14 protein-coding genes, 1 tRNA gene and 3 rRNA genes are annotated in these 26,303 nt (G+C 67.6%); 4 read left to right on the plus strand and 14 right to left on the minus strand.

Annotated features, from left to right (window positions below):
• Window positions 1–284 precede the first annotated feature (284 nt).
• A complete protein-coding gene (locus EJG53_RS10690) occupies window positions 285–2,927 on the plus strand; it encodes a SpoIIE family protein phosphatase (RefSeq protein ID WP_241269455.1) in 2,643 nt (880 codons plus the stop codon).
• A 93-nt stretch (window positions 2,928–3,020) separates the two neighbouring features.
• Here EJG53_RS10690 and EJG53_RS10695 read toward each other — a convergent pair.
• From EJG53_RS10695 to thyX, 8 genes are all read right to left on the minus strand, one after another.
• Window positions 3,021–3,096, minus strand: a tRNA-Thr gene (locus tag EJG53_RS10695).
• 108 nt (window positions 3,097–3,204) lie between these two features.
• Complete coding sequence (locus EJG53_RS10700) at window positions 3,205–3,903, minus strand: DegT/DnrJ/EryC1/StrS family aminotransferase (RefSeq protein ID WP_125044659.1); 699 nt, start codon at window positions 3,901–3,903, stop codon at window positions 3,205–3,207.
• 114 nt (window positions 3,904–4,017) lie between these two features.
• Window positions 4,018–4,134, minus strand: a 5S ribosomal RNA gene (gene rrf / locus EJG53_RS10705).
• A 74-nt stretch (window positions 4,135–4,208) separates the two neighbouring features.
• Window positions 4,209–7,329 (minus strand): 23S ribosomal RNA (locus EJG53_RS10710).
• Window positions 7,330–7,634: 305 nt separating this feature from the next.
• A 16S ribosomal RNA gene (locus EJG53_RS10715) occupies window positions 7,635–9,163 on the minus strand.
• Together the 16S, 23S and 5S rRNA genes form the textbook arrangement of a ribosomal RNA operon.
• Window positions 9,164–9,857: 694 nt before the next feature.
• A complete protein-coding gene (locus EJG53_RS10720) occupies window positions 9,858–11,543 on the minus strand; it encodes a ribonuclease J (RefSeq protein ID WP_125044660.1) in 1,686 nt (561 codons plus the stop codon).
• Window positions 11,544–11,656: 113 nt separating this feature from the next.
• Window positions 11,657–12,556: a 4-hydroxy-tetrahydrodipicolinate synthase gene (gene dapA / locus EJG53_RS10725; RefSeq protein ID WP_125044661.1), complete on the minus strand. Its 900-nt coding sequence runs from the start codon at window positions 12,554–12,556 to the stop codon at window positions 11,657–11,659.
• Between the two features lie 236 nt (window positions 12,557–12,792).
• On the minus strand, window positions 12,793–13,551 hold the full coding sequence (thyX, locus tag EJG53_RS10730; protein ID WP_125044662.1) for an FAD-dependent thymidylate synthase: 759 nt from the start codon (window positions 13,549–13,551) through the stop codon (window positions 12,793–12,795).
• A 234-nt stretch (window positions 13,552–13,785) separates the two neighbouring features.
• On the opposite strand from thyX, the gene EJG53_RS10735 reads away from it, so the two are divergent.
• Together EJG53_RS10735 and EJG53_RS10740 are read left to right on the plus strand one after the other, a co-directional pair.
• Complete coding sequence (locus tag EJG53_RS10735; RefSeq protein ID WP_030023054.1) at window positions 13,786–14,025, plus strand: hypothetical protein; 240 nt, start codon at window positions 13,786–13,788, stop codon at window positions 14,023–14,025.
• A gap of 125 nt (window positions 14,026–14,150) precedes the next feature.
• Entirely contained in the window at window positions 14,151–14,708 is a 558-nt protein-coding gene (locus EJG53_RS10740) for a PH domain-containing protein (RefSeq protein ID WP_125044663.1), read from the plus strand.
• A 96-nt stretch (window positions 14,709–14,804) separates the two neighbouring features.
• Here EJG53_RS10740 and EJG53_RS10745 read toward each other — a convergent pair whose 3' ends face one another.
• The 6 genes from EJG53_RS10745 to eccD form a co-directional block, all read right to left on the minus strand.
• Window positions 14,805–15,257, minus strand: a complete 453-nt coding sequence (locus EJG53_RS10745) for a tetratricopeptide repeat protein (protein ID WP_031009582.1) — start codon at window positions 15,255–15,257, stop codon at window positions 14,805–14,807.
• Between the two features lie 12 nt (window positions 15,258–15,269).
• Window positions 15,270–16,022 carry a 4-hydroxy-tetrahydrodipicolinate reductase gene (gene dapB, locus EJG53_RS10750; protein ID WP_125044664.1) on the minus strand — a complete coding sequence of 251 codons (753 nt, stop codon included), beginning with the start codon at window positions 16,020–16,022 and terminating at the stop codon, window positions 15,270–15,272.
• A gap of 69 nt (window positions 16,023–16,091) precedes the next feature.
• Entirely contained in the window at window positions 16,092–17,471 is a 1,380-nt protein-coding gene (locus EJG53_RS10755; RefSeq protein ID WP_125044665.1) for a M16 family metallopeptidase, read from the minus strand.
• Window positions 17,468–19,681: a polyribonucleotide nucleotidyltransferase gene (locus tag EJG53_RS10760; protein ID WP_125049304.1), complete on the minus strand. Its 2,214-nt coding sequence runs from the start codon at window positions 19,679–19,681 to the stop codon at window positions 17,468–17,470. The genes EJG53_RS10755 and EJG53_RS10760 overlap by 4 nt, the downstream gene beginning before the upstream one ends.
• Window positions 19,682–19,980: 299 nt before the next feature.
• Complete coding sequence (gene rpsO / locus EJG53_RS10765; protein ID WP_030414166.1) at window positions 19,981–20,268, minus strand: 30S ribosomal protein S15; 288 nt, start codon at window positions 20,266–20,268, stop codon at window positions 19,981–19,983.
• Between the two features lie 196 nt (window positions 20,269–20,464).
• Complete coding sequence (gene eccD, locus EJG53_RS10770) at window positions 20,465–21,940, minus strand: type VII secretion integral membrane protein EccD (protein ID WP_125044666.1); 1,476 nt, start codon at window positions 21,938–21,940, stop codon at window positions 20,465–20,467.
• Window positions 21,941–22,220: 280 nt separating this feature from the next.
• Here eccD and eccCa point away from each other — a divergent pair, with 280 nt between their 5' ends.
• On the plus strand, window positions 22,221–26,177 hold the full coding sequence (gene eccCa, locus EJG53_RS10775) for a type VII secretion protein EccCa (RefSeq protein WP_125044667.1): 3,957 nt from the start codon (window positions 22,221–22,223) through the stop codon (window positions 26,175–26,177).
• Window positions 26,178–26,303 lie beyond the last annotated feature (126 nt).

Genomic DNA, 26,303 nt, shown 5'->3' on the forward strand with positions numbered 1-26,303 from the left:
GTCCCTCCCGCAGGGTCGACCGTTCTACCCGGGCCTTCTCTTTGAGCTTGCCCAGTGTTTCACCATGGCCCAACCAGGCCATAACAGTTCGGCAGCATCGCATACCGTCCCGAGCACGATCGGGGCGCAATCAGACGTGACCGGCATCCGCACGCGCGGCGAAGGTAAGTAACCTGGCATCCGGCTGTCCACCCGCCCTGGCCGTCCAGCACGGGCGGTGGGCGAGCACACCAGGCTTTCGGAGGGGCGCCGCCATGGTGGGAGAGCAGATCACCGACACACGCATGAGGAGACCAGTGATCACCGCGCGGGCCGCTGCCACGTTCGAGCCGGTCGGCCGCTCGGTCGCCACCGCCCGCGCCTTCGTGCGCGACACCCTCCAGGGCTGGGGCTACGGCGACATCGTCGACGACGCCGTCGTCCTGACCAGCGAACTGGTCACCAACGCCGTCGTCCACGCGGGCACCGCCGCCGACGTACTGTGCCTGCGCACGGACACCGGCGTCCGCATCGAGGTCGCGGACCGCTATCCGGAGCGCGAGATCCCGCTGCAGAATGCCGGGCGCGCGTTCGCCCATCCGGACCGCGAGGGCGGCCGCGGGCTGCTGCTGTGCGGCGCGCTGGCCAGCCGCTGGGGCGTGGAGTACACCGCCTCCCAGAAGCACGTGTGGTTCCAGCTCGACCTGCCCGAGCGCCCGGCCGGCACCCGCTCGGCGGGCCCCGCCCTGCCCGTGGACGCCCTGCCGGTCGCCGACAGCCGGGTCCGCGTCGCCGTCGTCCAGGTCGACCGCGGCGGCTGCATCAGCTTCTGGAACGAGGACGCCCGGGACCTCTTCGCGTACGACCCCGAGCAGGTCGCCGGCAAGCCCCTCACCGACTTCGCGGCCTGGCCGCACACCCCCGGCACGGGCACCGGCATCGCCGAGGCCCTCCAGCTCTCCCGCTGGGAGGGCTCGTACGGCATACGGGGCGCCGACGGCCGGGTCGTCCCGGTGTACGCCTCCCACCTGCGCGTCCGCGACGCCGACGGCGAGCCGTACACGGTCTGCCTCCTGGTGCGCGACCACGAGCGTGCCGTCCTGCAGAGCCCGCTGCGCACGCCCGCCCCCGACCAGGCCGCTCAGCCGCCCGAGGGCCGCGGCCCCGCCGACCCGTTCGAGGTCTTCATCGGCTCGCCGGCCCCCGACGACCTGGACGGCCTGCTCCAGCGCACGGTCGAGCGCGCCCGCGACATGCTCGACGGCGACGCCGCGTACCTGCTCCTGGCCACCGACGACGAGACCGAGCTGGAGGTACGGGCCTCCACCGGCCTGCCCTCCGCCCGCCAGCGCTTCGCCCGCGTCCCGGTCGAGGCGGGCTCCGGACGGTACGGCTCCGCCCGGATGCCGGCCGTCCACGAGGACCTGACCGCCGTACCGGGCGCCGTACCGCTGCTCTCCGGTACGGGCATGCGCTCGGTCGTCACGGTCCCCCTGAAGGTCGAGGGCCGCCTGACCGGCTCCCTGGGCGTCGCCGCCGAAGCCCCCGGCCGCTACACGAACGAGGAGGCGCTGCGCCTCCAGTTCGCCGCCGACCGCATCGCGCTGGCCGTCGAACGGGCCCGCCTGACCGAGCTGGAACGGCTGCGCCGCGGCTCCCTCTCCTTCCTCGTCGAGGCGTCCGACCTGCTGGCCGGCACCCTCGACCGGGACCAGACGCTGGCCCTGATGGCCCAGATGACCGTCCCCACCCTCGCGACCTGGTGCGCCGTCTACACCGTCGCCGACCAGGCGTCCGAACCGGAGCTGTCCTACGTCCTGCACGAGGACGAGGACCGCATCGACGGCCTCAAGTCGCTCCTGATGAAGGTCGACCCGCCCGAGCCGGTCCCCACGCCCGGCGCCCGCCTGTGGAACGCGCCGACCGACGCCGCCCACGACGCGGCCCTGCGCACCTCCCTGCGCAGCCTGGGCCTCGGCAACTCGGCCCGCCCCTCCAAGGGCCCCGGCGCCACCCTGGCGACCGCCTCGGCGGTGGGCGGCGAGACCGTCGTGCTGCCCCTGGTCGCCCGCAACCGCGTCATCGGCATGCTCACCCTGGGCAAGCCCAGCGAGGAACACTTCCGCCAGGAGATCCTGGAACTCGCCGAGGACCTCTCCCGCCGGGCCGCGCTCGCCCTGGACAACGCGCGTCTGTACTCGGAGCGCACGGCCATCAGCCAGTCCCTCCAGCGCAGCCTGCTGCCCCCGGAGCTGCCCGAGGTCCCGGGCGTCGAGGTCGAGGTCATCTACCGCGCGGCCGGCGAGGGCAACGAGGTCGGCGGCGACTTCTACGACCTCTTCCCCATCCGGGACGGCGCGTACGGCTTCGCCATCGGCGACGTCTGCGGTACGGGCCCGGAGGCCGCCGCCGTCACCGGCCTGGCCCGGCACGCGCTGCGTCTGCTCGCCCGCGAGGGCTTCGGCGGCCCCGCCGTCCTGGAGCGCCTGAACGCCGCGATCCTCGACGAGGGCGCCCGCAGCCGCTTCCTGACGCTGCTGTACGGCGAGCTGTGGCCGCAGCGCGACGGCAGCGCCGTCCTGAAGGTCGTCTGCGCGGGCCACCCGCTGCCGCTGCGTCTGCGCCAGGACGGCACGGTCGAGCCGGCCGCCGAGCCGCAGCCCCTGCTGGGTGTCATGGAGGACCTGGAGCTGTACGAGCAGACCGTCACGCTCGACCCGGGCGACGTGCTGCTGTGTGTCACCGACGGCGTCACCGAGCGCCGCGAGGGCACCCGGATGCTGGGTGACGACGGTCTCACGGACGTGCTGACGACCTGTACAGGTCTGACCGCCGGCGCGGTGGCCGCGCGCATCCTGCGGGCGGTGGAGCGCTTCGCCGCCGAACCGGCGTCCGACGACATGGCCATCCTCGCCATGCGTGTCCCCGAGGTCCCGCTCGACGCGTGACCCGGGGGCCCGCCGGGCCCTCCCTTTCCGCCTTTCCGCAGACGGATCCGCAGACGAAAAAGGCCCCCGCCGTACGGCGGGGGCCTTTCCCTGTGGAGCCCCAATACGGAATCGAACCGTAGACCTTCTCCTTACCATGGAGACGCTCTGCCGACTGAGCTATTGGGGCCGGCAACGAGGAAAACTCTACCCGAACTCGTCCGATAAACCGAATCAAGGAGCGCTCACCCGGAAGAGTGCCCGCGGGGTGCACACCACTCCCCCGCAAAAGGGACTTTCAGAACGCCGGCTGCGGCGCCGGCCGCAGCAGTCCGCCGAGTGCGTTGCAGGCACCGGCCATCTTCTGCAATTCGCGTCGCGACAGCTCGACGCGTACCGGCAGCGCGAGCGTCTCGTCCACGGCCCGCTCGGTCTGCGGCAGGAACACGTCCCGCCGCAGCCCCGGCAGGCGGTACACAGGCGCCTGTACGGGGACGCGGCAGGCGACGCCACGGGAACGCAGGGCCAGCGCGAAGGCGTCCCGGTCCGGTCGCCCGTTGCCCGGCACCCGCACGACGTACTGCTCGTAGGTGTGGCCCGCGACGGCGGACGGCGTCAGCACGCCGGTAAGCCGCTCGTCCAGATAGGCGGCGCGGTCCTGCCTGCGCCGTACGTCGTCCTGGCCCGGCCGCCCGGCACCGGGCTCGTCGGCGGCGACGACCAGCAGGCCGTACCGCTGCCCGGTCTCCCGTATCCAGTCCATGTCCGCCGGCCGCCCGAAGCGGTGTACGGCGACGACGGCCGCCGTGCGCGGGGTGACCGCGTCGGCCACCGCGGCCGGGTCGAGACAGAAACTGTCAGCGTCCACGTCGGCAAAGACCGGCAGCGCGCCCAGTTCCACGACCGCCTCGGCGGTCTCGCGGCTGCCGAACGCCGGCACCACCACCTCGTCGCCTTCGCGGACACCGGCCGACCTGAGCGTTTCCCCTGTCCCCATACCCCGGAGCCTGACCACATGAAGTGAACATGAAGTAACGCGCCGCACTGCACCGTGAGAACAAAAAAGCTCTGGTCCCTGAACCAGAGGTTCAGGGACCAGAGCTGAAAAATTGTTCGGCGGCGTCCTACTCTCCCACAGGGTCCCCCCTGCAGTACCATCGGCGCTGAAAGGCTTAGCTTCCGGGTTCGAAATGTAACCGGGCGTTTCCCTAACGCTATGACCACCGAAACACTATGAAGATGAACTCCAGCCGACAAGGCGAGTTCGTTACTTCAGAACTAACACAGTGGACGCGAGCAACTGAGGACAAGCCCTCGGCCTATTAGTACCAGTCAACTCCACCCGTTACCAGGCTTCCATATCTGGCCTATCAACCCAGTCGTCTACTGGGAGCCTTACCCTCTCAAGGAGGAGGGAGCCCTCATCTCGAAGCAGGCTTCCCGCTTAGATGCTTTCAGCGGTTATCCTTTCCGAACGTAGCCAACCAGCCATGCCCTTGGCAGGACAACTGGCACACCAGAGGTTCGTCCGTCCCGGTCCTCTCGTACTAGGGACAGCCCTTCTCAAGACTCCTACGCGCACAGCGGATAGGGACCGAACTGTCTCACGACGTTCTAAACCCAGCTCGCGTACCGCTTTAATGGGCGAACAGCCCAACCCTTGGGACCGACTCCAGCCCCAGGATGCGACGAGCCGACATCGAGGTGCCAAACCATCCCGTCGATATGGACTCTTGGGGAAGATCAGCCTGTTATCCCCGGGGTACCTTTTATCCGTTGAGCGACGGCGCTTCCACAAGCCACCGCCGGATCACTAGTCCCTACTTTCGTACCTGCTCGACCCGTCAGTCTCACAGTCAAGCTCCCTTGTGCACTTACACTCAACACCTGATTGCCAACCAGGCTGAGGGAACCTTTGGGCGCCTCCGTTACTCTTTAGGAGGCAACCGCCCCAGTTAAACTACCCACCAGACACTGTCCCTGATCCGGATCACGGACCCAGGTTAGACATCCAGCACGACCAGAGTGGTATTTCAACAACGACTCCCCCGCCACTGGCGTGACGAGTTCACAGTCTCCCACCTATCCTACACAAGCCGAACCGAACACCAATATCAAGCTATAGTAAAGGTCCCGGGGTCTTTCCGTCCTGCTGCGCGAAACGAGCATCTTTACTCGTAGTGCAATTTCACCGGGCCTATGGTTGAGACAGTCGAGAAGTCGTTACGCCATTCGTGCAGGTCGGAACTTACCCGACAAGGAATTTCGCTACCTTAGGATGGTTATAGTTACCACCGCCGTTTACTGGCGCTTAAGTTCTCAGCTTCGCCCTGTCGAAACAGAGCTAACCGGTCCCCTTAACGTTCCAGCACCGGGCAGGCGTCAGTCCGTATACATCGCCTTACGGCTTCGCACGGACCTGTGTTTTTAGTAAACAGTCGCTTCTCGCTGGTCTCTGCGGCCACCACCAGCTCAGAGTGCAAGACTCATCACCAGCAATGGCCCCCCTTCTCCCGAAGTTACGGGGGCATTTTGCCGAGTTCCTTAACCATAGTTCACCCGAACGCCTCGGTATTCTCTACCTGACCACCTGAGTCGGTTTAGGGTACGGGCCGCCATGAAACTCGCTAGAGGCTTTTCTCGACAGCATAGGATCATCCACTTCACCACAATCGGCTCGGCATCAGGTCTCACCCTCCATGTCATCCGGATTTGCCTAGATGACGGGCTACACCCTTACCCCGGGACAACCACCGCCCGGGCTGGACTACCTTCCTGCGTCACCCCATCACTCACCTACTACAAGTCTGGATCATCGGCTCCACCACTCCCCTACGCTCCGAAGAGCTCAGGGCGGCTTCACGGACTTAGCATCGCCTGATTCGATGTTTGGCGCTTCAAAGCGGGTACCGGAATATCAACCGGTTGTCCATCGACTACGCCTGTCGGCCTCGCCTTAGGTCCCGACTTACCCTGGGCAGATCAGCTTGACCCAGGAACCCTTAGTCAATCGGCGCACACGTTTCCCACGTGTGTATCGCTACTCATGCCTGCATTCTCACTCGTGAACCGTCCACAACTACCTTCCGGTGCTGCTTCACCCGGCACACGACGCTCCCCTACCCATCACAGCAACCGTTAGGTCTCATGCTGCAATGACACGACTTCGGCGGTGTGCTTGAGCCCCGCTACATTGTCGGCGCGGAATCACTTGACCAGTGAGCTATTACGCACTCTTTCAAGGATGGCTGCTTCTAAGCCAACCTCCTGGTTGTCTCTGCGACTCCACATCCTTTCCCACTTAGCACACGCTTAGGGGCCTTAGTCGATGCTCTGGGCTGTTTCCCTCTCGACCATGGAGCTTATCCCCCACAGTCTCACTGCCGCGCTCTCACTTACCGGCATTCGGAGTTTGGCTAAGGTCAGTAACCCGGTAGGGCCCATCGCCTATCCAGTGCTCTACCTCCGGCAAGAAACACACGACGCTGCACCTAAATGCATTTCGGGGAGAACCAGCTATCACGGAGTTTGATTGGCCTTTCACCCCTAACCACAGGTCATCCCCCAGGTTTTCAACCCTGGTGGGTTCGGTCCTCCACGAAGTCTTACCTCCGCTTCAACCTGCCCATGGCTAGATCACTCCGCTTCGGGTCTTGGGCACGCTACTCAACGCCCTCTTCGGACTCGCTTTCGCTACGGCTTCCCCACACGGGTTAACCTCGCAACATACCGCAAACTCGCAGGCTCATTCTTCAAAAGGCACGCAGTCACGACTATGCAGCAAGCTGCATAGCGACGCTCCCACGGCTTGTAGGCACACGGTTTCAGGTACTATTTCACTCCGCTCCCGCGGTACTTTTCACCATTCCCTCACGGTACTATCCGCTATCGGTCACCAGGGAATATTTAGGCTTAGCGGGTGGTCCCGCCAGATTCACACGGGATTTCACGGGCCCCGTGCTACTTGGGTGTCTCTTAAACGAGCCGCTGATGTTTCAGCTACGGGGGTCTTACCCTCTACGCCGGACCTTTCGCATGTCCTTCGCCTACATCAACGGTTTCTGACTCGTCCCACAGCCGGCAGACTGCAGAAAAGAGATCCCACAACCCCGCACTGGCAACCCCTGCCGGGTATCACACCAATACGGTTTGGCCTCATCCAGTTTCGCTCGCCACTACTCCCGGAATCACGGTTGTTTTCTCTTCCTGCGGGTACTGAGATGTTTCACTTCCCCGCGTTCCCTCCACATACCCTATGTGTTCAGGTATGGGTGACAGCCCATGACGACTGCCGGGTTTCCCCATTCGGACACCCCCGGATCAAAGCTCGGTTGACAGCTCCCCGGGGCCTATCGTGGCCTCCCACGTCCTTCATCGGTTCCTGGTGCCAAGGCATCCACCGTGCGCCCTTAAAAACTTGGCCACAGATGCTCGCGTCCACTGTGCAGTTCTCAAGCAACGACCAGCCACCCACCACCCCGCCACACTCGGCGAGTTCACTGGGGCCGGCGTTTGAAGGTACAGACTCTCAGTCCGTGCCCTCAGACACCCAACAACGTGCCCGACACTCCCGTCTGGTGATACACGTTCCATGCCGAAGCAGTACTAGTGATCCCCATACCGAGTGTGCCGAGTAGTCAACGTTCCACCCATGAGCAACCAGCACCGGACATTCGCCGATGTTCTGGCCTCTGACCAGCCCGAAGGCCGGTAAGAAGTGCTCCTTAGAAAGGAGGTGATCCAGCCGCACCTTCCGGTACGGCTACCTTGTTACGACTTCGTCCCAATCGCCAGTCCCACCTTCGACGATTCCCTCCCACAAGGGGTTGGGCCACCGGCTTCGGGTGTTACCGACTTTCGTGACGTGACGGGCGGTGTGTACAAGGCCCGGGAACGTATTCACCGCAGCAATGCTGATCTGCGATTACTAGCGACTCCGACTTCATGGGGTCGAGTTGCAGACCCCAATCCGAACTGAGACCGGCTTTTTGAGATTCGCTCCACCTCGCGGTATCGCAGCTCATTGTACCGGCCATTGTAGCACGTGTGCAGCCCAAGACATAAGGGGCATGATGACTTGACGTCGTCCCCACCTTCCTCCGAGTTGACCCCGGCAGTCTCCTGTGAGTCCCCATCACCCCGAAGGGCATGCTGGCAACACAGAACAAGGGTTGCGCTCGTTGCGGGACTTAACCCAACATCTCACGACACGAGCTGACGACAGCCATGCACCACCTGTACACCGACCACAAGGGGGACCCTGTCTCCAGGGTTTTCCGGTGTATGTCAAGCCTTGGTAAGGTTCTTCGCGTTGCGTCGAATTAAGCCACATGCTCCGCCGCTTGTGCGGGCCCCCGTCAATTCCTTTGAGTTTTAGCCTTGCGGCCGTACTCCCCAGGCGGGGAACTTAATGCGTTAGCTGCGGCACGGACGACGTGGAATGTCGCCCACACCTAGTTCCCAACGTTTACGGCGTGGACTACCAGGGTATCTAATCCTGTTCGCTCCCCACGCTTTCGCTCCTCAGCGTCAGTATCGGCCCAGAGATCCGCCTTCGCCACCGGTGTTCCTCCTGATATCTGCGCATTTCACCGCTACACCAGGAATTCCGATCTCCCCTACCGAACTCTAGCCTGCCCGTATCGAATGCAGACCCGGGGTTAAGCCCCGGGCTTTCACATCCGACGTGACAAGCCGCCTACGAGCTCTTTACGCCCAATAATTCCGGACAACGCTTGCGCCCTACGTATTACCGCGGCTGCTGGCACGTAGTTAGCCGGCGCTTCTTCTGCAGGTACCGTCACTTGCGCTTCTTCCCTGCTGAAAGAGGTTTACAACCCGAAGGCCGTCATCCCTCACGCGGCGTCGCTGCATCAGGCTTGCGCCCATTGTGCAATATTCCCCACTGCTGCCTCCCGTAGGAGTCTGGGCCGTGTCTCAGTCCCAGTGTGGCCGGTCGCCCTCTCAGGCCGGCTACCCGTCGTCGCCTTGGTAGGCCATTACCCCACCAACAAGCTGATAGGCCGCGGGCTCATCCTGCACCGCCGGAGCTTTCCACACGGAGATCATGCGATCCCGTGTCGTATCCGGTATTAGACCCCGTTTCCAGGGCTTGTCCCAGAGTGCAGGGCAGATTGCCCACGTGTTACTCACCCGTTCGCCACTAATCCCCTCCCGAAGGAGGTTCATCGTTCGACTTGCATGTGTTAAGCACGCCGCCAGCGTTCGTCCTGAGCCAGGATCAAACTCTCCGTGAATGTTTCCGGGTCATCCCGGTAACACACACGAGAGCGGAACAGGAAGCGGAATAGGCTTCCCGTTCACAGCGTCCTCGCTGTGTGTGCCACCCGCACCGCGTGGATGCTGGTGGGCTTTTCAAAGGAACCTCATCCTCCGGCTGCTGCCGGTGGACAGGGTATCAACATATCTGGCGTTGACTTTTGGCACGCTGTTGAGTTCTCAAGGAACGGACGCTTCCTTTGTGCCTGTTTCACCAGGCCCTCCGGGCGCTTCCCTTCGGTCTTGCGTTTCCGACTCTATCAGATCCTCACGGTCCTGATTTCCGCCGGTGCGTTTCCGCCTTTCGGCTTCTTCGCGGTTCCAACCTTACCAGATCCGTTCGGCGTTTCCGCTTTCCGTTTCCGGCCCCTGTCGGAGCGGGGCGACCGTCCGGCTTTCGCTTTTCGGTCTTTCCGACTCTATCAGATCCGATTTCCGGTCCGTGGCCGGACAGAATTCGTTTCCGATGATTGTCGGAGGGGTTTGCCTTTCGGCTGTTCCGACGCTATCAGATTTCTCTGGGCCGGAATTCCGTCCTGTCAGGGAGGTCCACCGGACGCGTAGGCGTACCGGGTTCCCCGTCAGGCGGAGCCGTAAACGTACTGGAGCGGGGCGCCCGGATGCAAATCCGGTTGCCCCGCTCCTCGTACCTGTGCAGGCGGCCCCTGAGGGTCAGACCTCGACGACCACCGGAAGGATCATCGGGCGCCGGCGGAAGTTGTCGGAGACCCACTTGCCGATGGCCCTGCGGACGAGCTGCTGGAGCTGGTGCGGCTCCGCGACGCCGTCCTGGGCGGCCTTGGCGAGGATCTCGTCGATCTTGGGCATCACCGCGGCGAAGTCCGCGTCGTCGATGCCCGAGCCACGGGCCTGGATGTGCGGCCCGCCGACGATCTTGCCGGTGCTGGAGTCCACGACCAGGAACACCGAGATGATGCCCTCGTCGCCGAGGATGCGGCGGTCCTTGAGGGAGGACTCGGTGACGTCGCCGACCGAGAGGCCGTCGACGTAGACGTAGCCCGCCTGGACCTTGCCGACGATCTTGGCGACGCCCTTGACCAGGTCGACGACCACGCCGTCCTCGGCGATGACGATCCGGTCCTTGGGGACACCGGTCAGCGCGCCGAGTTCGGCGTTGGCGCGCAGATGGCGCCATTCGCCGTGCACCGGCATCAGGTTCTTCGGCTTGCAGATGTTGTAGAAGTACAGCAGCTCGCCGGCCGATGCGTGGCCCGAGACGTGCACCTTGGCGTTGCCCTTGTGGACGACGTTGGCGCCCCAGCGGGTCAGGCCGTTGATGACGCGGTAGACCGCGTTCTCGTTGCCGGGGATCAGCGACGACGCCAGGATCACCGTGTCGCCGGGGACGATACGGATCTGGTGGTCGCGGTTGGCCATCCGGGACAGGGCCGCCATCGGCTCGCCCTGGGAACCCGTGCAGACCAGCACGACCTCGTCGTCCGGCAGGTCGTCGAGGGCCTTGACGTCGACGACCAGTCCGGCCGGGACCTTCAGGTAGCCCAGTTCACGGGCGATGCCCATGTTGCGGACCATCGAGCGGCCCACGAACGCGACCCGGCGGCCGTACTCGTGTGCCGCGTCCAGGATCTGCTGGATGCGGTGCACATGGCTGGCGAAGCTGGCCACGATGATGCGCTTCTGGGCGCTCGCGAAGACCTGGCGCAGCACATTGGAAATGTCGCGCTCGGGCGGGACGAAGCCCGGGACCTCGGCGTTCGTGGAGTCGGACAGCAGGAGGTCGATGCCCTCCTCGCCCAGCTTGGCGAACTTCGGGAGGTCGGTCAGGCGGCGGTCCAGCGGGAGCTGGTCCATCTTGAAGTCGCCGGTGTGCACGACCATGCCCGCGGGGGTGCGGATGGCGACCGCGAGGGCGTCCGGGATGGAGTGGTTGACCGCGACGAACTCGCAGTCGAAGGGGCCGATGGCCTCCGTGTCGCCCTCCGCGACCTCCAGCGTGTACGGCCGGATGCGGTGCTCCTGGAGCTTCGCCTCGATGAGGGCGAGGGTCAGCTTGGAGCCGATCAGCGGGATGTCCGGCTTCTCGCGCAGGAGGTAGGGGACACCGCCGATGTGGTCCTCGTGGCCGTGCGTGAGCACGATGCCGTCGATGTCGTCGAGGCGGTCCCTGATGGACGAGAAGTCCGGCAGGATCAGGTCGATTCCGGGCTGCTCCTCCTCCGGGAAAAGCACTCCGCAGTCGACGATCAGCAGCCGGCCGCCGTATTCGAAGACCGTCATGTTGCGGCCGATCTCACCCAGGCCGCCGAGGGGGGTGACGCGCAGGCCGCCCTTGGGGAGCTTCGGCGGCGCGCCGAGCTCAGGATGCGGATGACTCAAAAGACTCTCCTCACCACACACGCCACGTCGCCGTGAGGCACACGTGGCGCGCATGACATTCGTGCACTTGCGGTTTGGCGGTTGTTTTCCGTGTTCAGTTGTGAAGTCTTTGGTTACAGCTGTACCCCGCCGGCGGCAAGATCGCGCTTGAGCTGTTCGGTCTCGTCGGCCGACAGTTCCACCAGCGGCAGGCGCAGCGGCCCGGCGGGCAGGCCCTGGAGCCCGAGCGCAGCCTTGGTCGTGATGACGCCCTGGGTGCGGAACATGCCGGTGAAGACCGGCAGCAGCTTCTGGTGGATCTCGGTGGCCTTGGTGACGTCACCGTGCAGGTGGGCGTCGAGCAGGGCGCGCAGCTCGGGCGTGACGACGTGGCCGACGACCGAGACGAAGCCGACGGCGCCGACCGACAGCAGCGGGAGGTTGAGCATGTCGTCGCCGCTGTACCACGCGAGGTTCGAGCGGGCGATGGCCCAGCTCGCGCGGCCGAGGTCGCCCTTGGCGTCCTTGTTGGCGACGATGCGCGGGTGCTCGGCGAGCCGCACCATGGTCTCGGTGTTGATCGGCACACCGCTGCGGCCGGGGATGTCGTAGAGCATGACCGGCAGGTCGGTGGCGTCCGCAATGGCGGTGAAATGCCGGAAGAGACCTTCCTGCGGGGGCTTGCTGTAGTACGGCGTCACGGCGAGCAGGCCGTGGGCCCCGGCGTCGCGCGCGGCGCGGGCCAGCTCCAGGCTGTGGTCGGTGTCGTTGGTGCCGGCTCCGGCGACGACGAAGGCCCGGTCTCCGACCGCGTCCACCACGGCCCGGACCAGCCGGGCTTTCTCCGCATCGCTGGTGGTCGGTGACTCACCGGTGGTGCCGTTGACGATGAGACCGTCGTTGCCGGAGTCCACCAGGTGCGCGGCGAGCTGCTGCGCACCGTCGAGGTCGAGAGCGCCATCCGCCGTGAACGGCGTGACCATGGCGGTCAGCACCCGCCCGAAGGGGGTCTGCGGTGTGGAAGTCGGAGCCATGGGCACCACGCTACTCGTAGCTCACCTCGGGTCGCGCCCCTGGGGAGCCGGGATGTGGACTCCGGCACTGCTTGCTCGGGGGTTCAAGCAGTGCCGGGTCCGTTTCTTCAGCGTAGATGAACTTCTCAAAATGCCGCAATACGGACACCTGGCACGTCTGTGCGGTCCGCTACGGCGCCGGAGGGCGGCGGCCGGTCCGCGCACCGGTCCGGCGGGTCGCCCGCGGGACCGGGGCCTTACGGGGCGATACGGCCGTTGGCGTTGAAGGCGGCGTGGGTGAGCGGCATCAGGCGGGCCCAGTGGGCCTCCATCTGCTCGCCGACCATCTCGATCTCGCGCTGCGGGAAGGACGGCACGGCCGCGAGCTCGTGCTGCGTACGCAGGCCGAGGAAGTGCATCAGCGAACGGGCGTTGCAGGTCGCGTACATCGAGGAGAACAGGCCGACGGGCAGGACCGAGCGGGCCACCTCGCGGGCGACGCCGGCGGCCAGCATCTCCTGGTAGGCCTCGTACGCCTGCCGGTAGGAGTCCTCCATGACCTTGCCGGCGAGCGCGTGCTGCTCGGGGGTGCCCTCGACGAACTCGTACTTGCCGGGGCGGCCCTGCTGGACGAGCTTGCGGGACGTGCCGGGCACGTAGAAGACCGGTTCGAGCTGACGGTAGCGGCCGGACTCCTCGTTGTAGGACCAGCCGACGCGGTGCCGCATGAACTCACGGAAGACGAAGATCGGCGCGCTGATGAAGAAGGTCATCGAGTTGTGCTCGAAGGGGCTGCCGTGCCGGTCCCGCATCAGGTAGTTGATCAGGCCCTTGGAGCGCTCCGGGTCCTTCTGGAGCTCCTCCAGCGACTGCTCGCCGGCGGTGGAGACACGGGCCGCCCACAGCACGTCACTGTCCGCGGCGCTGTGCTTGACCAGCTCGACCGTCACCTCGCTCCGGAAGCTGGGGGCCGTGCCTTCGGACGCTTCGACGCTCTCGGCGGGGGTAGGTGACACCGACGGTTCCTTCCGTTCATTCCACGTGGCGCGCCCCAGCCTACGGCCCGCCACCGACAGTCCCGGAAATGCGGCGGGATGCCGCGTACCGTACAAAATCGGACGCCGTTGCGCCCAGCCCGTCCTGTGGTTGATATTTTTCACAGAACTTGCAGAAAACGGGCACCAAACGGACGCGACAGACGTCTAACCCTGTGACAGTGCCCACTTCGAGGTTCCAAGGAGAGCCCGCTCATGTTCCGCCGGCGAGAGCCAGTGCCGTTCGCCTTCGTCGCCGAGGCCGACCGGTTCCGCAGCAATGTCGCGCCCCCGCCCCGAGAACGCGTCAGTCGTGCCCAGCTCGCGGGCCGGTCCCTGATCGGCCTGACGGTCGTCGGCGGTCTCGCCGGCGCCCTGCTGCTCGGTGTCCCGGCACTCCAGCAGGAGACCGGCGGCGTCGGCACGCACCAGTCCGAGGCGGCACACGGCCGCTGATCCGGCCGGGCGGTCCGCGCGCTGTCGCCGCGCGTGCCGCCCGGCACGAAGTGGTTCCGGCACGTAAGTCTCGATAACCTCACCGGTCACAGCCTTCATCTGCGTGCCTGGAGTGAGGATCCGCCGTGCCCCTGACCTTCCTGACGGCCGACCGCGATCTCGACGACCAGGCCGGTCAGGCGGTCGAAGCGCCGTTGCCCCACGCGGGGCCGGACCGCTGGCGCCGCCCTTACCGTCCGGGCCCTGGACGCGTGGGGGCGGCCGCCGTGCTTCTGCTGCTGGCCTCGTTCGTCCTGCTGTCCGCGGTGATCATCGTGGCCGCGGGGGCGCTGCCCGCCGCCGCTGTCTGCGCCGGTATCGCGGCGCTGATCATCGCGCTCGCGGTGCGCTTCCTGCGGGTGGGGGTGTGGGTGAGTGCCCACGGCCTGCGTCAGGTCGAGCTGCTGCGGACCACGACGCTGCGCTGGAGCGAGGTCGCCGCAGTCCGTACGGCTCAGCGGCCGGTGCGCTGGCTGGGTGTGCCGCGGACGGTCCAGGGCCAGGCGCTGGTCGTCGAGCGGCGGGACGGCAGCGCGCTGCGGACGCTCGTGACGGACCACAACGCGGACTTCCTGGCGCGTCCCGAGGCGTTCGACCTGGCCGCTGACGTCCTGGAGGCGTGGGCGGCGGAGTACTGCCGGTAGCCGCGGCTCGGGGCCGGCCCCTGTGGACAGCGGTGCCCGTACGGCTCAGACCGTACGGGCACCGCGTCGTTTCCAGGTTTACAGGTGCCGCGCCGTTCAGACCCGTACGGGCTTGCCCTCGTGCAGGGCGATGGCCCGCTGCATCGCCTTACGGGCCCGCGGGGTGTCCCGGGCGTCGTGGTAGGCGACCGCCAGCCGGAACCAGGCCCGCCAGTCCTCCGGCGCCCGCTCGGTCTCGGCACGCCGCCGGTCGAAGACCTCGTCGGCGGAGTCCCGGTCGATCCGGCCGCCCGGGGTGCGCTTCAGCTCGTCGACCGGCAGCCCGCCCTCGGCCTCCAGCTCGCGCGCCAGGCGGCCTGCCTTACGGGCGAACTGGGTGGTGTGCCAGAGGAACCACAGTCCGATGAACGGCAGGATCAGGACGGCGACGCCGAACGCGACGGTCAGTACGGTGCCCTGCTCGATGAGCAGGACGCCGCGGCTGCCGACGAGGACGAAGTAGACGACCAGGACCGCCGCGAGAACGCAGTAGGTGATCTTTGCACGCACGCGCGAACCCCGTCAGTCCAGGTCGAGGAAGTTCTCCAGGCCCATGGTCAGGCCGGGAGTGGCCACCACGCGGCGCGCGCCGAGCAGGATGCCCGGCATGAAGCTGCTGTGGTGGAGCGAGTCGTGGCGGATGGTGAGGGTCTCCCCCACTCCGCCGAGCAGCACCTCCTGGTGGGCCAGGAGGCCGCGCAGCCGTACGGAGTGGACGGGGATGCCGTCCACGTCCGCGCCGCGGGCGCCGTCCAGCGCGCTGCTGGTGGCGTCCGGCTGCGGCGGGCAGTCCGCGGCGGCGCGGGCCTCGGCGATCAGCTTGGCCGTGCGGGCCGCGGTGCCCGAGGGCGCGTCGGCCTTGTTCGGGTGGTGCAGCTCGATGACCTCGGCCGACTCGAAGAACCGGGCCGCCTGCTGCGCGAACCGCATGGTCAGCACCGCGCCGATGGAGAAGTTCGGGGCGATGAGCACGCCCGTGCGGGGCGACGCGTCCAGCCAGGTGCGCAGCCGCGCGAGGCGCTCGTCGGTCCAGCCGGTGGTGCCGACGACGCCGTGGATGCCGTTGCGGACGCAGAACTCCAGGTTGTCCATGACGGCGTCCGGGTGGGTCAGCTCGACCGCGACCTGGGCGCCGGCCTCGGTCAGCGTCTCCAGCCCGTCGCCCCGGCCCAGGGCCGCGACCAGTTCCATGTCCTCGGCGGCCTCGACGGCCCGTACGGCCTCGGAGCCGATGCGGCCCTTGGCGCCGATGACCGCCACGCGCAGCTTGCTCATCGTTTCCCGCTCTCTCTTTCCCAGTACCTCTGGTACGCCTGCTACCTCAGCTACGCCTGATACGGAAGGTCAGGCGACCGCGTCGTGCAGCCGGTCCGCCTGCCGGTCCTTCAGCGGGCCGATGACGGACAGCGACGGGCGCTGTCCCAGTACATCGCGGGCCAGTTCCCGTACCTCGTCCGGGGTGACCGCCGCTATCCGGGCCAGCATGTCGTCGACCGACATCTGGGCGCCCCAGCACAGCTCGCTCTTGCCGATGCGGTTCATCAGCGCGCCGGTGTCCTCCAGGCCGAGCACGGTGGAACCGCGCAGTTGCCCGATCGCGCGGCGGATCTCGTCGTCCGTCAGCCCCTCTTCGGCGACCTGGTCGAGCTGGTCGCGGCAGATCTTCAGGACGTCGTCGACCTGGTTCGGGCGGCAGCCCGCGTACACGCCGAACAGACCGCAGTCGGCGTAGCCGGAGGTGTACGAGTACACGCTGTAGGCCAGGCCGCGCTTCTCCCGTACCTCCTGGAAGAGGCGGGAGCTCATGCCGCCGCCGAGGGCGGTGTTCAGGACGCCCATGGCCCAGCGGCGGTCGTCGGTCCGGGCCAGGCCCGGGACGCCGAGGATCACGTGGGCCTGCTCGGACCTGCGGTTGAGCAGTTCCACCCGGCCCGCCGTACGGATGGCGCGGGAGCCGTCGCGCGGGCCCATCGGCACCGCGTCCGTACGGTCGAGGGCACCGGCCTTCTCGAAGGCGGCGCGGACCATCCGGACGACCTTGGCGTGGTCGACGTTGCCGGCGGCGGCGACGACCAGGCGGGTCGGGTCGTAGTGCTTCTTGTAGAAGCGGCGGATGCGCTCGGGGGTGAGGGCGTTGACCGTGTCGACGGAGCCGAGGACCGGGCGGCCGAGGGGGGTGTCACCGAGCATGGTGTGCGCGAACAGGTCGTGCACGCAGTCGCCCGGGTCGTCCTCGGTCATCGCGATCTCTTCCAGGATCACGCCGCGCTCGGCGTCGACGTCGGCGGGCTCGATGAGCGAGCCGGTCAGCATGTCGCAGACCACGTCGATGGCGAGCGGCAGGTCGGTGTCCAGCACCCGCGCGTAGTAGCAGGTGTACTCCTTCGCCGTGAAGGCGTTCATCTCGCCGCCGACCTCGTCGATCGCGGCGGAGATGTCGAGCGCGCTGCGCTTCCTGGTGCCCTTGAAGAGCAGGTGCTCCAGGTAGTGGGTGGCGCCGTTCAGCGACGGGGTCTCGTCACGGGAGCCGACGTTGGCCCAGATGCCGAAGGTGACGGACCGGACGGAGGGCAGGGTCTCGGTGACCACCCGCAGGCCGCCGGGCAGGACCGTCTTGCGGACCGTGCCGGCGCCGTTGGTGCCCTTGAGAAGCGTTTGGGTACGGGCGACGGCCCGCCCCTCCGAAGAGGTGCGGGCCGTCGTCCGTGAGCTACGGGACGTCACTTGGCGGTGTCGTCCTTCGCGTCGTCGTCTTCGCCCTCGATGACCGGGGCCAGCGACAGCTTGCCGCGCTGGTCGATCTCGGCGATCTCCACCTGGACCTTGGCGCCCACGGCGAGCACGTCCTCGACGTTCTCGACGCGCTTGCCGCCGGCCAGCTTGCGGATCTGCGAGATGTGCAGCAGACCGTCCTTGCCCGGGAGCAGCGAGACGAACGCACCGAAGGTGGTGGTCTTGACGACCGTGCCCAGGTAGCGCTCGCCGACCTCCGGCATGGTCGGGTTGGCGATGCCGTTGATCGTGGCGCGGGCGGCCTCGGCGGCCGGGCCGTCGGCGGCACCGATGTAGATGGTGCCGTCGTCCTCGATCGTGATGTCGGCGCCGGTGTCCTCCTGGATCTGGTTGATCATCTTGCCCTTGGGGCCGATGACCTCACCGATCTTGTCCACCGGGATCTTGACGGTGATGATGCGCGGCGCGTTCGGGGACATCTCGTCCGGAACGTCGATCGCCTCGTTCATCACGTCCAGGATGTGCAGACGGGCGTCGCGGGCCTGCTTGAGGGCCGCGGCCAGCACGGACGCCGGGATGCCGTCCAGCTTGGTGTCCAGTTGCAGGGCGGTGACGAACTGCTTCGTACCGGCGACCTTGAAGTCCATGTCGCCGAACGCGTCCTCCGCACCGAGGATGTCGGTGAGGGCGACGTAGTGCGTCTTGCCGTCGATCTCCTCGGAGATCAGGCCCATGGCGATACCGGCGACCGGGGCCTTCAGGGGCACACCGGCGTTCAGCAGCGACATCGTCGAGGCGCAGACCGAGCCCATCGAGGTGGAGCCGTTGGAGCCCAGCGCCTCGGAGACCTGGCGGATGGCGTACGGGAACTCCTCGCGCGTCGGCAGCACCGGCACGATGGCGCGCTCGGCGAGCGCGCCGTGGCCGATCTCGCGGCGCTTGGGCGAGCCCACGCGGCCGGTCTCACCGACGGAGTACGGCGGGAAGTTGTAGTTGTGCATGTAGCGCTTGCGGGTCACCGGGGAGAGGGTGTCGAGCTGCTGCTCCATGCGGAGCATGTTCAGGGTGGTGACGCCCAGGATCTGGGTCTCGCCACGCTCGAACAGCGCCGAGCCGTGCACCCGCGGGATCGCCTCGACCTCGGCGGCGAGCGTACGGATGTCCGTCACGCCACGGCCGTCGATACGGACCTTGTCCTTGATCACGCGCTCGCGCACGAGGGACTTGGTCAGCGCGCGGTAGGCGGCGGAGATCTCCTTCTCGCGGCCCTCGAACTGCGGGAGCAGCTTCTCGGCGGCCACGGCCTTGACGCGGTCCAGCTCGGCCTCGCGGTCCTGCTTGCCCGCGATGGTCAGCGCCTGGGCCAGCTCGTCCTTGACGGCGGCGGTCAGCGCCTCCAGGACGTCGTCCTGGAAGTCGAGGAAGACCGGGAAGTCGCCGACCGGCTTGGCGGCCTTGGCGGCCAGGTCCGACTGGGCCTTGCACAGCACCTTGATGAAGGGCTTGGCGGCCTCCAGACCGGCGGCGACGACCTCCTCGGTGGGGGCCTCGGCGCCGTCCTTGACGAGCTGGATGGTCTTCTCGGTGGCCTCGGCCTCGACCATCATGATCGCGACATCGCCGTCCGGGAGGACACGGCCGGCGACGACCATGTCGAAGACCGCGTTCTCCAGCTCGGTGTGGGTCGGGAAGGCGACCCACTGGCCGTTGATCAGTGCGACGCGGGTGCCGCCGATCGGGCCGGAGAAGGGCAGGCCGGCGAGCTGCGTGGAGCAGGAGGCGGCGTTGATCGCGACCACGTCGTAGAGGTGGTCGGGGTTGAGCGCCATGATCGTCTCGACGATCTGGATCTCGTTGCGCAGGCCCTTCTTGAAGGAGGGGCGCAGCGGCCGGTCGATCAGGCGGCAGGTGAGGATCGCGTCCTCGGAGGGCCGGCCCTCACGGCGGAAGAAGGAGCCGGGGATCTTGCCGGCCGCGTACATGCGCTCTTCGACGTCCACCGTCAGGGGGAAGAAGTCGAGCTGATCCTTGGGCGTCTTGGACGCGCTGGTGGCCGACAGCACCATGGTGTCGTCGTCCAGGTACGCGACGGCGGAGCCGGCGGCCTGCTTGGCCAGGCGGCCCGTCTCGAAGCGGATGGTGCGGGTGCCGAAGGAGCCGTTGTCGATGACGGCCTCGGCGTAGTGGGTCTCGTTCTCCACCAGGAATATCTCCTCGTCTGCGTCCACCGCCCGTGTGGCGGTGGACCTTCGTCGGTGGAGCGCCGGAATTGCGGGCCGGTCTTCGATCGAAGCACCCGGATACGGGTCCGCGCGGTCGTCCGCGCGCCGTCCGGGGGCCACTACCGAGGACCGGCGGCTGAAAGGCGCTCCACCTCTTCGCTATGGCGTTATGGGACCAGACTACAAAGCTCAGGTCCACCAGGCAGCGGACCGGACGTCCGGTGCGTACGGCAAAGGGAGCGGCCCCCGGGTGTGGGAACCGCTCCCTTCACGATGTGTTACTTGGCGCCCGCCGCGCCGCGGCGGATGCCCAGGCGCTCGACCAGCGCACGGAAGCGCGTGATGTCCTTCTTCGCCAGGTACTGCAGCAGGCGGCGGCGCTGGCCGACGAGCAGCAGCAGACCACGGCGGGAGTGGTGGTCGTGCTTGTGCGTCTTCAGGTGCTCGGTCAGGTCCGAGATGCGGCGGGAGAGCAGCGCGACCTGGACCTCGGGGGAGCCGGTGTCGCCCTCCTTGGTGGCGAACTCGGCCATGATCTGCTTCTTCGTGGCGGCGTCGAGCGACACGCGTACTCCTCTGGGTGTTCTGGGCCTGCGAGCGTCCCTGGATCGTCTTCACAGGGATTCTTCGATGACTCGGCAAAGACCGTCACCCAGAGTACCAGCTCAGAACGGCCCCCCGACCGGTCGGTCAGAGGGCCGTGCCTACGGGTGACCCCCCGTGGTGGGCGGGTCATCCGTACGAGGAGCTTTTCGCGGCGTCCTACGAGGAGCCGGTGAGGCCGCGGACGGTGCCGTACACGTCCAGTACCGCCAGGCACAGCGGCACCAGCGACAGCAGGACGACGCCGTCGAAGATGTCGAAGACGCGGCCCCAGAAGGGGGTGACGCCCTTGCGCGGGACGATCAGACCCACCCCGACCAGGATGGCGGCGCCGGCCGCGATGCTGCCGGAGAACCAGACCGTACGGATGTTGAGCGGGCCGGAGTCGCCGAAGCGCACGAGGTCGGCGATGACGTCGACCGGCGGGTGCAGCGCGATGCCCAGGATGAGCAGCACGACCGTCAGGATGCCGGCGATCGTCAGGCAGGCGACCTGCGCGGTGTAGTCGAAGAGCCGGGCCCGCAGCATGATCGTGATGCCGGCGGCCAGCGCCAGCAACTGCGCCCAACTGTTGTCGGAGAAGCCCAGGACGACACCGGCCGCGCCGACGACCAGCGCGGAGCAGCCGGCGACCAGGCCGAGCAGCAGCTCGTGGCCGCGCTTGGCCTGGTTGCCGATCTTGACGAAGTCGACGGACTCGGTCGCCGCGCCCTGCTCGCCGTCGCCGTGCGGACCGGCGGCGATCTGGTCGGGCGACTTGTAGCCGATGGGCAGCCGGGCGAAGCGCGCGGACAGGCCGGGCAGCCAGGCGACCACCGCGATGGCGACGACGGCGGTGACCGCGGCGACCTCGCGCGGCTCGGCCTCGGTGAGGATGGCGGCGAAGACCGCGAGGGTGCCGATGGTGGCCAGGAAGGCGGCGGCCACGAAGGGCGCGTCGCCGCGCGGCAGCAGGACCACCAGGAGGACGGACGCGATCAGTACGGTCACGCAGCCGACCAGGAACTGCAGCCGGCCGGGGCCCTCGCCGTCGGCCACCGGCATGATCCCGGAGCCGGCGATCAGCAGGTGCGGCAGCGACGCCAGGCCCAGGGCGATGGACGAGCCGTGGTCGTCGTAGATCCGGGCCCGTACGCCGGACAGGGCGACCAGGACGATGCCGGTGACGCCGGCGATGATGCCGGGCAGGCGGTGCATGTCGCGATCGGCCGGGTTCGAGAACCACAGGGCGAACGCCATCATGACGAGCAGGAGCACGCCGGCGGTGAGGCCGACGATGTTCATCAGGTCGTCGCTCCAGCGGTTGCGGTTGCGCTTGACCGCGGAGGCGACGGCGTCCGAGACGTCGTCGAAGACGGGCAGCGGCAGCGACTCGGCGAACGGCCGCAGCAGGAGCAGGTCACCGTCGAGGATGCGCTGCTGGGCGAGGGACTGGCCGGCGTCCAGGACGGTGCCGTCCCGGCGCACCAGGTGGTATCCGGTGGGGGCGCCCTCCGCCTGGGACTGGCCGGAGAGTCGCAGGATCTCCGGATAAATATCGACGAGTGCGACATCCTCCGGCAGTGCCACGTCGATCCGTGCGTCCGGCGCGGCGACTGTGACCCGGCAGAAGCCGGTGCCTGTAGTCGTGCTCACCTGGCGGTTCCCCCTATCCGTTGGGCAGTTTGTCGCGTGCGCGCCTTATATATAGGGGCGCCGCCACCGTGCCTTATATAAGGGACGTCGTTACGGGGCCTTGGGCGCGCTCGCGAGGCGTCAGCGTACCCCCCAATTAGGCCGCCGCCCCACCCGCCCCGGCACTTGACCGTTAACAGTAGGATCAACGCCTGCGTCGGGCCATGGACTTGGTCCGGGGGACCGTCGAACCAACGGGGGCGGTCCGAGACTGCGAGATGCATGAAGGACTGATGCCTCGGTGAGCGTTGTCATCGTCAAGCGCCCGCCCCGCGCGCTTCCACCTGATATCCCCGGTGAGGAGTTGACGCTCGAAGCTCCGCCGGAGCTGCCTCGCGAAGGCGAGGACAACATGCTGATGAACCTCATGCCGATGATGGGCATGGCGGGTTCGGCGGGTTTCCTGTTCATGGGCACCCAGCCGTTCATGAAGATCATGGGCGGCGTGATGGTGGTTTCCACCCTCGCGATGGCTATTGTCCAGATCGTCAAGGCCCGCCAAGGGCCTTCCGGGCAAATGCTCCAGGAGCGCCAGGATTACCTCAAATACCTGGCGCAGAAGCGAAAGGAAGTGCGGCGCACCGCACGCAAACAGCGTGACGCGCAGCTTTTCCTGCACCCCGATCCGGGGCAATTGTGGGCGGTCGTCGCCGAAGGCAAACGGGTGTGGGAACGGCGGGCTTCCGACGCCGACTTCGCACAAGTACGGATGGGACTCGGCCCGCAGCAACTGGCCACTCCCCTGAAGGCGCCGGAGACCGCGCCGGTCGACGAACTGGAACCGCTCACCGCGCACGCGATGAAGGAGTTCCTCGACAAGCACGGACACCTGGACCAACTGCCGCTCGCGGTCTCGCTGCGCGCCTTCTACCACCTGACGGTCTCCGGCGATCCGGACACCGTGTACGGGTCGGCGCGCGCCATCCTCGCGCAGCTCTGCACCCTGCACTCGCCGGAGGACCTGGTCGTCGCCGTGGTGGCGGCGCCGGGCGCGCAGGCCGAGTGGGAGTGGACCAAGTGGCTGCCGCACGTGCAGGACAAGACCACCGACGGCGCCGGCACCCGCCGGCTGGTCGTCGGTGACCTCGGGGAGATCGAGGAGCTGCTCGCCGAGGAACTGGAGGGCCGCGGCCGCTTCAACCCGCAGGGCACGCCGGTCACCGACACCCCGCACGTGGTGGTCGTGCTGGACGCCGGCGAGGTGCCGATGGACTCGGTGATCGCCGGGGCCGAGGGCCTGCAGGGCGTGACGATCCTGGAGATCGTGCCGGGCGAGCTGGACGAGATCCGGGGCGGCCTCGCCGTACAGGTGTGGCCGGGCAAGCTGGTGCTGGAGTCGGCGGGCGGCGCGGTCTACAACGGGACCGTGGACACCCTGTCGGTCGCCGAGGCGGAGTCGCTGGCCCGCCTGCTGGCGCCGCTGCGGGCCGGTTCGGGCGCCGACGGCGAGGAGCCGCTGCTGTCCAACCTGGACTTCACGGACCTGATGAACATCGGCGACGCCGGTTCGGTGGACGTCTCGCGCACCTGGCGTCCGCGCACGCTGCACGAGCGGCTGCGGGTGCCCATCGGTGTCGACAAGGACGGCCAGCCCGTCATGCTCGACATCAAGGAAGCCTCCCAGGAGGGCATGGGCCCGCACGGTCTGTGTGTCGGCGCGACCGGTTCCGGCAAGTCCGAGGTGCTGCGCACCCTGGTGCTCGCCCTCGCGGTCACCCACTCCTCGGAGACGCTCAACTTCATCCTCGCGGACTTCAAGGGCGGCGCCACCTTCACCGGCATGTCCGAGATGCCGCACGTCGCGGCGGTCATCACCAACCTGGCCGACGACGTCAGCCTGATCGACCGCATGCGCGACTCGATCACCGGTGAGCTGCAGCGCCGTCAGGAGCTGCTGCGCTCGGCGGGCAACTACGCCAACATCACCGACTACGAGAAGGCGCGTGCCGCCGGCGCCCCGCTGGACCCGCTGCCCTCGCTGGTGATGGTGCTCGACGAGTTCTCCGAGCTGCTGACCGCCAAGCCGGACTTCATCGACATGTTCATCCAGATCGGCCGGATCGGCCGGTCGATGGGTGTGCACATGCTGCTCGCCTCGCAGCGCCTCGAAGAGGGCAAGCTGCGCGGTCTGGACACCTTCCTGTCCTACCGGCTGGGTCTGCGGACGTTCTCCGCGGCCGAGTCCCGTACGGCGATCGGCGTGCCGGACGCGTACCACCTGCCCAACGTGCCGGGCTCCGGCATCCTGAAGTACGACACCGAGACGATGGTGCAGTTCAAGGCCGCGTACGTGTCGGGCCCGTACCGCGGTCCGGGCGCCGGCGGTGGCGGCGGTGGCAGCCGTACGAACCGGATGCCGGTGCCGTTCACCGCGTCGCCGGTGCTGGCGCCGATCGTCGAGGAGATCATCGCCGAGGAGCCGTCGCTCACCCAGCAGCAGGACGACGCGCTGGCCGACACCGTCCTGGACGTGATCGTCCAGCGGATGCAGGGCCAGGGCCCGCCGGCGCACCAGGTGTGGCTGCCGCCGCTGGACGAGTCGCCCACCGTCAACCAGTTGCTCCCGGCGCTCGCCGTCACGCCCGAGCGGGGCGTGCACGCTCCGGAGTACACGGCGCTCGGCAAGCTGGTCGTGCCGGTCGCGCTCGTGGACAAGCCGTTCGAGCAGCGGCGCGACGTGATGTACCTGGACTTCTCCGCGGGCGCCGGTCACGGCCTGGTCGTCGGTGGTCCGCAGTCCGGCAAGTCGACGCTGATCCGTTCCGCCATGGCGGGCTTCGCGCTCACCCACACCCCGTCCGAGGTGCAGTTCTACTGCCTCGACTTCGGTGGCGGCGGCATGCTGGCCCTGGAGCAGTTGCCGCACGTCGGCGGCGTCGCCTCCCGGCTGGACGCGGAGAAGGTCCGCCGTACGGTCGCCGAGGTCGTCGGCATCCTCAACGAGCGGGAGGAGTTCTTCCGCTCGAACTCCATCGACTCCATGGGGACCTACCGCCAGCGGCGTGCCGCGGGCGCGTTCCCGGACCAGAAGTGGGGCGATGTCTTCCTCGTCATCGACGGCTGGGGCACCTTCAAGACCGACTACGAGCAGCTCGACCCGGTCATACTGGACATCGCCAGCCGCGGTCTCGGCTTCGGCATCCACCTGATCCTCGGCGCCTCCCGCTACACCGAGGTACGCCCCGCCCTGCGCGACCAGCTCCTGAACCGCGTCGAGCTGCGGCTCGGCGACCCGATGGAGTCGGAGTTCGACCGCAAGCGCGCGGAGAACGTGCCGATGGGCCGCCCGGGCCGCGGCCTCTCCCCCGAGAAGCTGGACTACCTGGCTGCGCTGCCGCGTATCGACGGCGTCCAGGAGGCGGAGAGCCTCAGCGACGGCATGGCGCACCTGGTGGCCACCGTCAAGGAGCACTGGCAGGGCGAGCCCGCCCCCAAGGTGCGGATGCTGCCGACGCTGCTCCCGGCGAGCGACCTGCCCAAGGGCGGCGACTACCCGGAGCACGGCATCGCGATCGGTGTCGACGAGACCACGCTGTCGCCGGCGTTCATCGACTTCGAGACCGATCCGCTGCTGGTCATCTACGGCGAGAGCGAGTCCGGCAAGTCCTCGCTGCTGCGTCTGATCGCCAAGCAGATCGCGGAGCGCTACCCGTCGGACAAGGCCCTCATGGTCGTCTCCGACTACCGGCGCGCGCTGCTCGGCGAGATCCCCGAGAGCCACATGTACAAGTACTGTGCCGCGGGGCCGCAGTTGCAGGAGGTCATCACCGGACTGGCCGGTTCGCTGGGCCGCCGGATGCCCGGCCCGGACGTCACGCCGGAGCAGCTTCGCAACCGCAGTTGGTACGACCTGCCGGACGCGTTCGTGATCGTGGACGACTACGACCTGGTGGCGACCAGCAGCGGCAACCCGCTGCAGCCGCTGCTGGAGTACCTGCCGTTCGCCCGCGACCTGGGCCTTCGCCTGATCCTGGCGCGCAGTTCCTCTGGTGCCGGACGGTCCTCCTTCGAGCCCGTGATGCAGCGGACGAAGGAACTCGGCGCCCAGGGCCTGATCCTGTCGGGCGACCCGGGCGAGGGGCCGCTGATGGGCAACCTCAAGGCGACCAGCCTGACGCCGGGCCGCGCGCAGTTCATCACGCGCAAGCGAGGTGCGCAGCTGGTGCAGACCGGGTGGCTGCCGGCGCACAGCGGGTGACGGGCGGTCCGGCGGTCGGGCGCTGCGGTGCCGGGCGGGCCGGATGAGAGCGGTGGGGCGCCTCTTCTTTGGGAGGGGCGCCCTGGCGCTTTTTGGGTTTGGGGGTGGGGTGGGGGCTGGGGCTGG

This window comes from Streptomyces chrestomyceticus JCM 4735 (assembly GCF_003865135.1).
Taxonomy (GTDB): Bacteria; Actinomycetota; Actinomycetes; order Streptomycetales; family Streptomycetaceae; genus Streptomyces; species Streptomyces chrestomyceticus.